Source organism: Paracoccus sp. NSM, assembly GCF_052379855.1.
Taxonomy (GTDB): domain Bacteria; phylum Pseudomonadota; class Alphaproteobacteria; order Rhodobacterales; family Rhodobacteraceae; genus Paracoccus.
On the sequence record NZ_JBQTCG010000009.1, the window covers coordinates 64,045 to 76,423 of the forward strand.

12 protein-coding genes are annotated in these 12,379 nt (G+C 68.4%); 2 read left to right on the top strand and 10 right to left on the bottom strand.

What is annotated here, in order from left to right; genetic code table 11:
* Positions 1–59: 59 nt before the first annotated feature.
* The 7 genes from rseP to pyrH form a co-directional block, all read right to left on the bottom strand.
* On the bottom strand, positions 60–1,391 hold the full coding sequence (gene rseP, locus ACTZWU_RS12995) for an RIP metalloprotease RseP (protein ID WP_444737786.1): 1,332 nt from the start codon (positions 1,389–1,391) through the stop codon (positions 60–62).
* Positions 1,388–2,542, bottom strand: a complete 1,155-nt coding sequence (gene dxr, locus ACTZWU_RS13000) for a 1-deoxy-D-xylulose-5-phosphate reductoisomerase (protein WP_444737787.1) — start codon at positions 2,540–2,542, stop codon at positions 1,388–1,390. The genes rseP and dxr overlap by 4 nt, the downstream gene beginning before the upstream one ends.
* Position 2,543: 1 nt before the next feature.
* Complete coding sequence (locus tag ACTZWU_RS13005; protein ID WP_444737788.1) at positions 2,544–3,392, bottom strand: phosphatidate cytidylyltransferase; 849 nt, start codon at positions 3,390–3,392, stop codon at positions 2,544–2,546.
* Complete coding sequence (gene uppS / locus ACTZWU_RS13010; protein ID WP_444737789.1) at positions 3,389–4,126, bottom strand: polyprenyl diphosphate synthase; 738 nt, start codon at positions 4,124–4,126, stop codon at positions 3,389–3,391. The genes ACTZWU_RS13005 and uppS overlap by 4 nt, the downstream gene beginning before the upstream one ends.
* 7 nt (positions 4,127–4,133) lie before the next feature.
* Positions 4,134–4,697 carry a ribosome recycling factor gene (frr, locus tag ACTZWU_RS13015; RefSeq protein ID WP_304615945.1) on the bottom strand — a complete coding sequence of 188 codons (564 nt, stop codon included), beginning with the start codon at positions 4,695–4,697 and terminating at the stop codon, positions 4,134–4,136.
* Positions 4,698–4,790: 93 nt separating this feature from the next.
* Positions 4,791–5,567, bottom strand: coding sequence for an ion transporter (locus ACTZWU_RS13020; protein ID WP_444737832.1), 777 nt, complete (start codon positions 5,565–5,567; stop codon positions 4,791–4,793).
* Between the two features lie 28 nt (positions 5,568–5,595).
* Complete coding sequence (pyrH, locus tag ACTZWU_RS13025) at positions 5,596–6,321, bottom strand: UMP kinase (protein WP_444737790.1); 726 nt, start codon at positions 6,319–6,321, stop codon at positions 5,596–5,598.
* Between the two features lie 81 nt (positions 6,322–6,402).
* On the opposite strand from pyrH, the gene miaA reads away from it, so the two are divergent.
* Together miaA and ACTZWU_RS13035 are read left to right on the top strand one after the other, a co-directional pair.
* Complete coding sequence (gene miaA, locus ACTZWU_RS13030) at positions 6,403–7,308, top strand: tRNA (adenosine(37)-N6)-dimethylallyltransferase MiaA (protein WP_444737791.1); 906 nt, start codon at positions 6,403–6,405, stop codon at positions 7,306–7,308.
* An 85-nt stretch (positions 7,309–7,393) separates the two neighbouring features.
* On the top strand, positions 7,394–8,485 hold the full coding sequence (locus ACTZWU_RS13035) for an AraC family transcriptional regulator (protein WP_444737792.1): 1,092 nt from the start codon (positions 7,394–7,396) through the stop codon (positions 8,483–8,485).
* A 167-nt stretch (positions 8,486–8,652) separates the two neighbouring features.
* Here ACTZWU_RS13035 and ACTZWU_RS13040 read toward each other — a convergent pair whose 3' ends face one another.
* Genes ACTZWU_RS13040 through ACTZWU_RS13050 form a run of 3 tightly spaced genes read right to left on the bottom strand, consistent with a single transcriptional unit; the run spans position 8,653 to position 12,372 of the window.
* Positions 8,653–9,408, bottom strand: coding sequence for an RlmE family RNA methyltransferase (locus ACTZWU_RS13040; RefSeq protein WP_444737793.1), 756 nt, complete (start codon positions 9,406–9,408; stop codon positions 8,653–8,655).
* On the bottom strand, positions 9,408–10,529 hold the full coding sequence (locus tag ACTZWU_RS13045; protein ID WP_444737794.1) for a Ppx/GppA phosphatase family protein: 1,122 nt from the start codon (positions 10,527–10,529) through the stop codon (positions 9,408–9,410). The genes ACTZWU_RS13040 and ACTZWU_RS13045 overlap by 1 nt, the downstream gene beginning before the upstream one ends.
* Positions 10,530–10,584: 55 nt before the next feature.
* A complete protein-coding gene (locus tag ACTZWU_RS13050; protein WP_444737795.1) occupies positions 10,585–12,372 on the bottom strand; it encodes a SulP family inorganic anion transporter in 1,788 nt (595 codons plus the stop codon).
* Positions 12,373–12,379: the final 7 nt, after the last annotated feature.

Genomic DNA, 12,379 nt, shown 5'->3' on the forward strand with positions numbered 1-12,379 from the left:
GCGATCTTTTTCTGGTTCTCTAGCGCCAACGGGGCGGGCCTGTCAAAAGCCCTGCCGCGTCAGGGGCAGAAAAGATCGTTCGTCAGCCCGAATATCATCAGCGCCAGCACCGCGAACAGGCCGATTGAGGTCAGCATGTTCAGCACCCGCTCGGACGGTTTGCGCCGGGTGATCGCCTCGTAGCTGTAGAACATCAGGTGGCCGCCATCCAGAACCGGGATCGGCAGGAGGTTCAGGAAACCGATCGCCGCCGATAGGACCGCGATCCACCAGAGGAAGTTGCCGCCCCCCGCGCTGGCCGCCTGCCCCGTGCTTTCGGCTATGCTGATCGCGCCGCCCAGATTGCAGGTGCCGATCTGGCCGGTGATCATCGCCCAGAGCCCGGTCACAGAGGATGCGATGATCGCCCAGGTCTGCCCCGCGCCCAGTGCCAGCGCCTCAAGCGGGCCGGCGCGGCGGGTGGCGGGGGTGAAGAAGCTCTCGCCGCCGGTGACGCCGATCAGCCAGCGCTGTTCAAAGCCGCCGCCCTCTGCGGGCAGGTCCGACAGTTTCGGGCGCAGCGTGACCTCGCGTTCGCCCGCGCCGGGGCGCCAGAGGCGCAGGGCAAGGGGCTCGCCCTGAGCCGCCTCGACGGCGGCGCGCAGATCGGTGAAGCGCGCGACCGTCTCGCCATCGATGGCCAGGATCACGTCGCCCGCGCGCAGGCCCGCCTCGGCGGCGGCGCTGCGGGGCGCCACGCCGGAAATGCGGGCGGGCATCGGGTCGGGGCCGGGGAGGGTCAGGCGGCGGCCCTCGCGTTCGATGGTCCAGGTCTGGACGGGCTGATGGGGCAGCGCCTCGGAGGCGCGGCCCAGATCGGCCCAGCTCTCGACGGGCAGATCACCCACCGCCAGCACCAGATCGCCCGGTTGCAGCTGGTTCTGCACCGCAGGCGGCGAGGCCGAGATCGTGCCCACGCGCACCTCGGGCTGGGCCACGCCCTGCACCACCGCAAAGCCGCCGAAGATCAGGATCGACAGGATGAAGTTGAAGACCGGCCCGGCCAGCAGCGTGGCAAAGCGCGCCCAGAGCGGCGCGCCGTCCAGCGTCTGGCGCCGCAGCGCGGGATCGACCGCGCGGCCCGGCCCGGCACTTGCGATGTTGTCATCACCCATGAAGCGCACATAGCCGCCAAGCGGGATCGCTGCGACCTGCCAGACGGTGCCGCGCCGGTCGCGCCGGGCGGCCAGACGCGGGCCGAAGCCCACGCTGAACACCTCGGCGCGGATGCCGGACCAGCGGCCCACGATGTAATGGCCGTATTCATGCACCGTCACGATCACCGCCAGCGCGACCACAAAGGCCGCCAGCGTCCACAAAGTGCCAAGCGTGCCGGTCAGGATCTCGGTCATGCGGCGGTCCTTTCGCGGGACAGCGCGTCCCAGTGATGCACCTCGTCAAGGGTGGCGGGGTCGGTGCCGAAGCCCCCCAGCCCGGCCAGATCAGTCAGCGTGGCCTCGACGCGCGGGGCCATGTCGGTGAAGCGGATGCGCCCGGCGATGAAATCGTCCAGCGCCTGTTCCTTGGCCGCGTTGAAGACCGCCCCCGCCGCGCCCCCCGCCGCCATCACCTCGCGCGCAAGGCGCAGGGCCGGCCAGCGGCGCTCGTCGGGCTGGCGGAAGGTCAGGCTGCCAAGCGCGGCCAGATCAAGGGGCGCGACGGGCAGCGGCCTGCGGTCGGGCCAGTTCAGCGCATAGCCGATGGCGTGGCGCATGTCGGGCGCGCCCAGATGCGCGATGCTGCCGCCGTCATGGTGGCTGACCATCGCGTGAATGATCGATTCCGGGTGGACCAGCACCTTGATGCGATCCGCGCCGAGGCCGAAGAACTCCTTGGCCTCGATCACCTCCATCGCCTTGTTGAACATGGATGCGCTGTCGATGGTGATGCGCTGGCCCATCGCCCAGTTCGGATGGGTCGAGGCCTCGGCCACAGTTGCCGCCGCCAGCCGCTCCAGCGGCCAGTCGCGGAAGGCCCCGCCCGATGCGGTGATGGTGACATCCTTGACGCTGTCGAGGGTTTCGCCCTGAAGCGCCTGAAACAGCGCGGAATGTTCGCTGTCCACCGGCAGGATCGTGGCGCCGCCCGCCCGGCCCGCCTGCCGCAGCAACGCACCCGCACAGACCAGCGATTCCTTGTTGGCCAGCGCCAGAACGCCGCCCTGTGCCAGCGCCGTCAGCCCCGGCGCCAGACCCGCAGCGCCGACGATGGCCGACAGGACCCAATCGGCGGGACGCGCGGCGGCCTCGATCAGCGCCTCGCGGCCTGCGGCGGCGATGGTGCCGCTGCCCTCAAGCGCGGTGCGCAGGTCGTCCAGCAGGTCGTCATGGGCGGTCACGGCGATCTCGGCACTCAGGTCGCGCGCCTGCTGCGCCAGACGCGCGATGTTGCGCCCGCCCGTCAGCGCCACCACGTGAAAACGGTCCGGGTCGCGGCGGATCAGATCGACGCCGCTGATCCCGACCGAGCCGGTCGCGCCAAAGATCGAGATGCGTCGCGTCACGTCAGTTCACCACCGGCAGGCTGGTCAGCAGCCCGATCAGCATCGTGGCCAGCACCGCCCCCGTCACTGCGTCAAAACGATCCATGAAGCCGCCATGGCCGGGGATCAGGTTCGAGCTGTCCTTGACGCCCGCCCGCCGCTTCAGCCAGCTTTCGGCGATATCGCCCAGTTGCCCGGCAAAGCAAACCAGAGGAGACACCCAGATCAGCGCCGCGTCGCCATGATCGGTCAGCCACAGAACCAGACCCAGAGCCGTGGCGCCGACCCAGCCCGCGATGGTCCCGGACCAGGTCTTTTTCGGGCTGAGTGAGGGCCAGAATTTTGGCCCCCCGATCATCCGGCCAAAGAAGTAACCCGCCGTGTCCGAGACGATCACGATGCCCATGAGCCACAGCACGAAGGGCAGGCCGTATGCCTCGCGGAAGCCGACAAGGCCATAGGCGACCAGCAGGATCGCCGCGCCGAACAGAACATAGGTCAGCCGGTCGCGCCGCGCCGCGCCCGGAACGCCCGCGATCAGCGGCACGGCAAGGGCCAGCCAGATCAGCGGATGCGCCTCGGTCAGGGCGACGGCCTGCGCGACGCCCGCCAGCGCCGCAAGCGCCACGGCGCGCGAACGGCCGAACCGGGTGACATGGCGGGCAGGCTTGCGCCAGCCGGTCATCGCCGCCAGTTCCCAGAAAGTGATGGCCGAGATCACCGCCATGCCCAGCCGCAGCCAGACGCCTTGCGCGGTGGCCAGCAGCACACCGATCGCCAGCAGCACCAGCGTCGAGGCGATCCGCCGCGACAGGTCAGACCATTTGCCCGCCGAGGCGGAGGCGCTGCCTATCCGCGACCCGGCCTTCATGCGCCGCCAAAGCGCCGCTCGCGCAGGCCGAAGCGGTCAAGGATGTCCGACAGGTGCTGCGGCGTGAAATCGGGCCACAGCGTCGGGGTGAATTCGTATTCTGAATAGGCCGCCTGCCAGGGCAGGAAGTTCGAGATCCGCGTCTCGCCCGAGGTGCGGATCACCAGATCGGGATCGGGCTGGCCGGCCGTGTCGAGGCAGGCTTCCAGATCGGCCTCGCAGGGCTGGTCCACCTCGCCGCGCGCGACCTTGTCCGCCAGACGCCGCGAGGCGCGCAGCAATTCGTCCCTGCCGCCGTAATTGATCGCCACGGTCAGGTTCAGTCGGGTATTGCCCGCCGTCCGCGCCTCGATCGAGGCCATGAGGTCCTGCAGCTTCTGGTCCAGCCGCTCGCGCCCGCCGATGAAGCGCATCCGAACGCCCTCGGCCGACATGCTTTCGGCCTCGCGCTCGATATAACGGCGGAAGATCTTCATCAGGCCCAGCACTTCCTCGGTCGAGCGTTTCCAGTTCTCGGTCGAGAAGGCGTAGACGGTCAGCCAGTCCACCCCCAGATCGGGGCAGGCGCGCACGATCTGCTTGACGCGCTCGGCGCCGCGACGGTGCCCGACCAGACGCGGCCAGCCACGTTCGGTCGCCCAACGGCCATTGCCGTCCATGATGATGGCGACATGGCGGGGACGCGTCGTCCCCCCTGCCGTCACCGCGGTCGCTGCGCCCCAGGCAAAAGCCATCGCCTTGTCAGACCTGCATGATTTCGGCCTGCTTGGCCGTCAGAGCCTCGTCCACCGACGCGATCATGCGGTCGGTCAGCGACTGGATCTCGTTTTCATAGAGCTTCTGGTCATCCTCGGGCATGCCATTGGCCTTGCCCTTCTTGACCTGATCCATGCCGTCGCGGCGCACATTGCGGATCGCGACGCGGGCGTGCTCGGCATATTGCGCGGCCACCTTGGTCAGCTCACGGCGGCGTTCCTCGTTCAGTTCGGGGATGGGCAGCATGATGATGGTGCCGTTCAGCTGCGGATTGATCCCCAGCCCGCTTTCGCGCAGCGCCTTCTCGACCTTGCCGACCATGGCCTTGTCCCAGATGTTGATCGTGACCATGCGCGGCTCGGGGACGTTCACCGTGCCAAGCTGGTTGATCGGGGTCATCTGGCCATAGGCCTCGACCTGCACGGGGTCGATCATCGAGGCCGAGGCCCGGCCCGTGCGAAGGCTGGCGAATTCGCCGCGCAGGGCCTCCATCGCGCCTTTCATGCGCCGTTCCAGATCGTCGATGTCGATTTCGATGTCCTCAGCCATGCCGGACCGCCTCTGAATTGAAGTTTTTCCGCTTGTAACCAGATTGCCCGGGATTGGCAAAGCCTTTGCCCCCCGGATGGGCAGCGCGCCGCCTTACGGGGCTTCGCGCTTGTCCCGTTCAGCCTGCGCCAGCCGTTCTTCGATTGCGCTCAGGCGCGACAGCACCTCATCGCGATAGGCCTCGGTGGCGACGTTGGATTCCTCGGCATGCGCCTCCTGCATCGAGTTCACGATCAGACCGACGACAAGGTTCATCACCGCGAAGGTCGTGACAAGGATGAAGGGCACGAAAAACAGCCAGGCCTGGGGATAGACATCCATCACCGGCCGCACGATGCCCATCGACCAGCTTTCCAGCGTCATGATCTGAAAGAGCGAATAGGCCGAATTGCCCAGATCGCCGAACCAGTCGGGGAAGCTGCCCGCAAAGAGCTTGGTCGCCATGACCGCGAAGATGTAGAAGATGATCCCCATCAGCAGGAACACGCTGGCCATGCCGGGCAGCGCCGACAGGAACCCCTCGACCACGCGGCGCAGGCGCGGCGTGACCGAGACGATGCGCAAAAGCCGCAGGATCCGCAGCGCGCGCAGCACCGACAGCCCCTGCGTCGCGGGCATCAGCGCGATGGCCACGATGGCGAAATCGAACACGTTCCAGCCGTCGCGGAAGAAACGCAGCCGGCGGGCATAGAGCTTCAGCGCCAGTTCGATCACGAAGATCGTCAGGCACAGGCGGTCCAGAAAAAGGATCAGAGGCCCCGCGAAGGCCATGATCCGGGGCGATGTTTCCATCCCCAGGATCATGGCATTGAACAGGATCACCGTGGTGATGAAGGTCTGGGCCCCGCGCCCGTGGATCAGCGCGTCTATGCGCGCGCGCGGGGAAAACGAGCCCTGCTCAGTTATGGACACGGGTGTAGGTCCCCCGACCTTCAAGAATGCTGCGGAAGCCGCCGGGCGCATCCAGCGAGAACACGATGATCGGCAGGCGGTTGTCGCGTGCCAGCGCGATGGCCGAGGCGTCCATCACGCCCAGATGCTGTTGCAGCACGTCGTCATAGCTGACCTCGCCGTAGCGTTTCGCATCGGCATGCTTGACCGGGTCCTTGTCATAGACGCCATCCACCTTGGTCCCCTTGAAGATCGCTTCGCAGTTCATCTCGGACGCGCGCAGGGTCGCTGCCGTGTCGGTGGTGAAATAGGGGTTCCCGGTGCCCGCCGCAAAGATCACGATGCGCTTTTTTTCCAGATGGCGGATCGCGCGGCGGCGGATATAGGGCTCGCAGACCTCGTCCATGCGGATCGCGCTGATGACGCGGCAATGCAGGCCCTTGGCCTCCAGCGCGGCCTGCATGGCAAGCGCGTTCATCACGGTGGCCAACATGCCCATGTAGTCGGCGGTCGTGCGCTCCATCCCCTGGGCGCTGCCCTGCAGGCCACGGAAGATGTTGCCGCCGCCGATGACCATGCAGACCTCGACGCCCATCTTCTGGACCGATTCGACCTCGTCGGCGATGCGCGAGACGGTGGGCGGATGCAGCCCGTAGCCCTGGTCGCCCATCAGCGCCTCGCCCGAGATCTTCAGCATCACGCGGCCATAGTGCTTGGGTGTCTCGGTGGTCATCTGGGGCTCCTGTCGCCGGTCGCTTTCATCGGGGCGCTAAATGTCGCAAAAGGCGCGCAGGTTCAACTGCCCGGATCGCCCATGCCCGCGCCTACCCTGTCAGAAATCGACCCATCGCGCCATCTGCTGATCGCGGGCCCCACCGCCAGCGGCAAATCGGCGCTGGCGGTGGCCGTCGCGCAGGCGCAGGGTGGCGTGATCGTGAACGCGGATGCGCTGCAGGTCTGGTCGTGCTGGCGCGTCCTGACCGCGCGCCCCGACGCCGCCGACGAGGCCCGCGCGCCCCATGCGCTCTATGGCCATGTGACGCCTGACCAGAGCTATTCGGTGGGCGACTGGCTGCGCGATCTGGCGGGGCTGGTCGGCCAGCGACTGATCGTGACGGGCGGGACGGGCCTTTACCTGACCGCGCTGACGCGGGGTCTGGCGCAGATCCCCGCCACGCCCCCCGCCCTGCGGGCCGAGGCCGACGCGATCCTGCGCGGACCAGACGGTCTGGCGCGGCTGCTGGCGGATCTCGACGCGCCCACCGCCGCCCGGATCGACCGCCGCAACCCCGCCCGCGTCCAGCGCGCATGGGAGGTGCTGCGCGCCACCGGGCGGGGCCTGTCCTCGTGGCAGGACGAGACGCCGCCGCCCCTGATCGCCCCCGACCAGTGCCAGCGCATCCTGATCGAGGCCGACCGCGACTGGCTGGCCCGCCGGATCCAGACGCGCTTTCACGCGATGATCCGCGACGGTGCGCTGGACGAGGTCGCGGCGATGCTGCCCGAATGGCATCCCGACCGCCAATGGGCGCGTGCCATCGGGGCACCGGAACTGGTCGCGCATCTGCGTGGCCAGAGCAGCCTGCCCGAGGCGATCGAACTGGCGGTGATCGCCACCCGCCAATATGCCAAGACGCAGCGGATCTGGTTCCGGGGGCGGATGCGGGACTGGCAGATCCGGGCGGCTGAGACGCTGTTTCAGGACACACGTTCTGCGTGAGGTTCGCAGAACACACATTTCCTTCATGGTGTTTTAACGGGTTTGCGCGATGATCCTTGCATGAGGCAGGAGGAAACGCGCGCAAATGGCGGTTCTGGGCGGCAGCGACTGGGGCAAGGGCTTTCCCTTCACCGCAAGCCTTCTGCGGACCAGACGCGCAGGCGCAGGGTCCGGGGTGACCGCGCCAGCGATCCCTGACGAGGGGCGGCCTATCGACCGGCCAGCCGCACCCCCTGACCTCGCCCCTCCGCAACCCCCGTGCGGCAAGACCCCGCCCGAGGCGCTGGCTCTGGCGCCTGATCCGCTCGGACCCGTGCGTCACGCGGGGATGCGGCGCTTCGTTCCGCGTCATGCGAGCCTGCGGCTGCTGCCACTTGGCGCGTTTCTCTGGGGCAATCATGCCAGCCCGCCGCAGCCAAGGACGCGCCCCGAACATGTGCTGATCTGGGTCACGCAGGGCGGCCTGTCGTTGCGTTGGCCGGGCGCGCGCGCGACATTGTGTGCGGGCGATCTGCGCTACATCCCGGCGGGCACGGCCTTTGCCGCCCTGCCGGGGGCCGACACGCAGGGGCATGTCCTGCTGCTGCCGCCCGAACTGGTGCGCGGGCTGGACCCTGCCCTTCCGGGTCAGGCACTGGCCGGAACGGTCGGGCATCAGGCCGAGCCGCTGTCATTCGCGCTGCGCGACCTGATGGCCGAGGAGGCGCGCGGCGGCGATCCGGCATCGCACCGCAAGGCGCTGCGTCATCACCTGTCGCTGCTGGCCCTGCGGCTGCAAAGGCTGGGCCCACCGGCCGAGGCAGACACTCCGCCCGGCCCCTTGTCGGCCGATCACGCCCTGGTCGAGCGATTTCTGGCCGAGGTCGCGCCCGATCCGGGGCGGCCCGTGACGCTGGCGGAACTGGCGGGGCAGATGGGGACGAGCCTGACCGCGCTGGACCGTGCCTGCCTCGGGGCCAGGGGGCGGCGCGCGATCGATCTGCTGAACGGGTTGCGGCTGGACCGCGCGGCCGAGATGCTGCGCCACAGCGACCTGCCCGCGCATCGCATCGCGCAGATGCTGGGCTATTCCGGCCTCGCCCATTTCACCCGCGCCTTCGTCGCGGCGACCGGGCGACCGCCCGACGCCTTTCGCATGCAGATCAGGCGGGGCAGCGAATGGCGCGGCGATGGATGACATCTGGTCCGGATCAGGGCGGCGCATTGCCGGGCGACGGCGATGCAAGGGACCGAACCGCGCGAAGATCGCGGCCATCGAACCAGCGCGAGCCTTCGGGACCGGTGCGCTACCGCCCAAAGCAGATGCGCGCCTCAGCATGAATGCGAGGCTCGTCACTCAGCCGCTCAGACCTCGGACGGCAAGCCGCCTTCGGCCGCGCGACCGCGAAAGCCGGTGGCGACGACGAACTTTTCGGAACTGTCGCTGCGGCTGGCCGGGGGCTTCACGTTCACGACCTTTTCGAAATTGCGCTTGAGCATGGCCTGCATCTCGGCCTCGGCGCCACCCGCCAGCACCTTGGCGACAAAGGTGCCGCCCGGTTCCAGCACGTCAAAGGCCAGTTGGGCCGCCGCCTCGACCAGCGCCACGATGCGCAGGTGGTCGGTGCCCTTGTGGCCGGACGAGGCGGCGGCCATGTCCGACATCACCACATCCGCAGGCCCGCCCAGCCAGGCCTTGACCTGATCATCCGCCCCGTCGGACAGGAAGTCCAGCTGATGGATCTCGGCCCCGGCGATCGGGTCCACCTCTTGCAGGTCGAGGCCAAGAACGCGGCCCTGCTTCTTGTCGGCGCGCTCGCCCAGGGCGTTGACGCGGGCCACGGCCACCTGACACCAGCCGCCCGGCGCGCAGCCCAGATCGACGACCCGCGCACCCGGCACCAGAAAGCGGTACTTGTCGTCCAGTTCCAGGATCTTGTAGGCGGCGCGGCCCCGATAGCCCTCGCGGCGGGCGCGGGCGACATAGGGGTCGTTCAGCTGCCGTTCCAGCCACAGTTTCGAGGACAGCTTGCGTCCCTTGGCGGTCTTGACCCGCACCTTCAGATCGCGCGCGCCGCGTCCGCTGGATTTGCCCGCGCGGCTGCCTGGTTGCTTCGTCATCATGCCACTCCGTTCAGTCCTTCGGGCCTCAGCACCCCATCGCGCACCATCTGGGCATAAAGCAACCCCTCGCGCAGGCCCCGGTCGGCCACCGACAGCCGTGTCGTGGGCCAGACGCGCATCAGCGTCTGCAGGATCGCGGCGCCCGACATGATCAGGGCGTGCCGCTCGCGCCCGATGCGCGGATCGGCCCTGCGCCCGTCGGGGCCAAGCTGAAGATACGAATGGATCACCCGGTCGATCTGTTCGCTGGTCATCTCGAGCCCGTCCACCTTGGTCCGGTCATAGCGGCGCAGGCCCAGAAAGCTGGCCGCCACGGTGGTCACCGTCCCGGAGGTGCCGATGATCTGGAAGCCTTCGTCCGGCGAGCCATCGGCATATGGGGTGAAATTGGCCAGCGCCTCTTCAAAGAACCACGACATCAGCGCGAAGCGGCCCTGATCATCCTCGACATCGGCGAACTGGTCGCGCAGCGTCGCCACGCCCAAGGGCACGCTGATCCAGTCCACCACCCGCGCGCCACCGGGCTGCGGATTTCCGAAGCCGTCCGACAGGCGCATGATCGCGCGCGGCCGTTCCTTGGGTTCGACATCCTCGAGGTCGATCCAGACAAGCTCGGTCGAGCCGCCGCCGATATCGACGACCATCAGTGTCTCGGTCTTGTGGCTGACCAGCGGCGCGCAAGAGATGACGGCAAGCCGTGCCTCTTCCTCGGCGCCGATGATCTCGACCGGCAGGCCGGTCTCGCGGCGGATGGTGCGCATGAAGTCGCGGCTGTTGCGGGCGCGGCGGCAGGCCTCGGTCGCGACCATGCGCATCTTGCGGACCTTGTGCTGTTCCAGCTTGCGCTTGCAGACCTGCAGCGCATGCACGGTCCGCGCCATGGAACTGCGCGACAACCGGCCCGAGGCTTCAAGCCCCTGCCCCAGCTGGACAGGCTTGGAAAAGCTGTCCACGACCTGAAACTGACTGCCCGACGGTCGGGCAATCAGCATCCGGCACGAATTGGTCCCAAGGTCGAGGGCCGCGTATAGCCCCCCATCCTCGGGGTGTCGGGTGCCTGACGGCTCGACCGTATTTCTCGGGAACGCGTCCGCACCCGCAGGACGCTTGGGCGTCATGATCACGCCCTCCGATGACAAGTTGCTGAAAACGTAACCCGCGCGGGGGTCGCGTTCAAGGGGTGGCGGCGCTGCCATCATCGCCGCGCAGGAGAGGCGCGGCGCCGTTCGGCACGGTTTCTCCGCAAAGCGCGGGTGTCAGCGCGGCGACCGCGTCCCATTGCGACAGGAACACCCGCCCCGACAATTCGTGCAGCAGATGGCTGCGGCGCAGGCGGTCCATGACCGGGCCCTTGACCTCGGAGAGGTGCAGCGTCACGCCCATGCCCGACAGCCGCAGGTTCAACGCCTGCAGGCTTTCGACCGCCGACAGGTCCACGCTGTTCACGGCCGAGAACATCAGCACCACGTCGCGGATGCGCGGCTCGGCGGCGACGCGGTCCAGCACACGGTCCTCGAGCATCCGGGCATTGGCGAAATAGAGGCTCTCGTCGATCCGCACGGTCAGCAGGCAGGGATCGGTCAGCACCTCGTGGCGCAGGATGTTGCGGAAATGCTGGGTGCCGGGAACCAGCCCCACCTCGGCGATATGGGGCCGCGAGGTGTTCCACAGATGCAGCAGCACCGACAGGATCACGCCCGCGCTGACGCCGGTTTCCACGCCCTTCAGCAGGGTCAGCGCGATGGTCACGGCGACGGCGGCGAAATCGGCGCGGCTGTAATCCCAGGCGTGGCGAAGGATCTTCAGATCGACCAGCGACAGCACCGCGACGATGATCGTTGCCGCCAGCGTGGCGGTGGGCAGGTAATGGATCAGCGGCGTCAGCGCAAAGGCCGCGATGGCCAGCCCGATGGCGGTGAAGGCGCCCGCGGCGGGCGTCTCGGCCCCCGCATCGGCATTCACGACCGACCGCGCAAAGCCCCCGGTGACCGGCATCCCGCCGGTGAAGCCCGCGCCGATATTGGCCGCGCCCAGGCCGATCAGTTCCTGATCGGGGTCGATGCGCTCGCGGCGCTTGGCGGCCAGGGTCTGGCCCACGCTGACGGATTCGACAAAGCCGATGACCGAGATCAGCAGCGCCGGCACCAGCAATGCGCTGACCAGATCACCGGAAAAGGCGGGCAGGGTCAGCGGCGGCAGGCCCTGCGGCACCGCACCCACGATGGCGACACCGCGTTCGTCAAGGCCAAGGCCCCAGACCAGCAGCGTCGTCACCAGCACCGCCAGAACCGGCCCGGCCCGCGCGACCATCGTCGCCGCCCTGGGCGACAGCCCCAGACGGCGCAGCAAGGGCGCCAGCGCCTTGCGTTGCCAGAACAGGAACGCCGTCGTCGTCACCCCAAGCGCCAGCGTGATCGGGTTCGTCCCGCCCACCGCCCCTGCCAGCGAGGCCAGCATCTGCGGCAGCGTATCGCCACCCGCCTGCACGCCCAGAATATGGCGGAACTGGCTCAGCGCGATCAGCAGGCCCGAGGCCGTGATGAAGCCCGCAATCACCGGATGCGACAGGAAATTGGCCAGAAAGCCCAGCCGGAACACGCCCATCAGGATCAAGATGCCCCCTGACAGCACTGCCAGCGTCAGCGCCGCCGCCGCATAGCCCGCCGTTCCCTGCGCCGCGACCTGCCCCACCGCCGCCGCCGTCATCAGCGAGACGACCGCGACCGGCCCCACCGCCAGCGCCCGCGAAGAGCCGAAGATCGCATATAGGATGATCGGCAGGATCGAGGCATAGATCCCCGCCTCGGGCGGCAGCCCCGCCAGCATCGCATAGGCCAGCGATTGCGGGATCAGCATGATCGTCACGATCACCGCCGCCAGCAGGTCGCTTTGCAGCGCCGCACGGTCATAGCGCCGTCCCCAGTCGAGGATCGGCAGGGCACGGTTCAGCGATGAGCGCATGATGGGG

Excerpts from the sequence above, each read along its gene's own strand:
- rseP (WP_444737786.1), bottom strand. The coding sequence starts at position 1,391 with ATGACCGAGATCCTGACCGGCACGCTTGGCACTTTGTGGACGCTGGCG.
- ACTZWU_RS13005 (WP_444737788.1), bottom strand. The coding sequence starts at position 3,392 with ATGAAGGCCGGGTCGCGGATAGGCAGCGCCTCCGCCTCGGCGGGCAAA.
- uppS (WP_444737789.1), bottom strand. The coding sequence starts at position 4,126 with ATGGCTTTTGCCTGGGGCGCAGCGACCGCGGTGACGGCAGGGGGGACG.
- frr (WP_304615945.1), bottom strand. The coding sequence starts at position 4,697 with ATGGCTGAGGACATCGAAATCGACATCGACGATCTGGAACGGCGCATG.
- pyrH (WP_444737790.1), bottom strand. The coding sequence starts at position 6,321 with ATGACCACCGAGACACCCAAGCACTATGGCCGCGTGATGCTGAAGATC.
- miaA (WP_444737791.1), top strand. The coding sequence starts at position 6,403 with ATGCCCGCGCCTACCCTGTCAGAAATCGACCCATCGCGCCATCTGCTG.
- ACTZWU_RS13035 (WP_444737792.1), top strand. The coding sequence starts at position 7,394 with ATGGCGGTTCTGGGCGGCAGCGACTGGGGCAAGGGCTTTCCCTTCACC.
- ACTZWU_RS13040 (WP_444737793.1), bottom strand. The coding sequence starts at position 9,408 with ATGACGAAGCAACCAGGCAGCCGCGCGGGCAAATCCAGCGGACGCGGC.
- ACTZWU_RS13045 (WP_444737794.1), bottom strand. The coding sequence starts at position 10,529 with ATGACGCCCAAGCGTCCTGCGGGTGCGGACGCGTTCCCGAGAAATACG.
- ACTZWU_RS13050 (WP_444737795.1), bottom strand. The coding sequence starts at position 12,372 with ATGCGCTCATCGCTGAACCGTGCCCTGCCGATCCTCGACTGGGGACGG.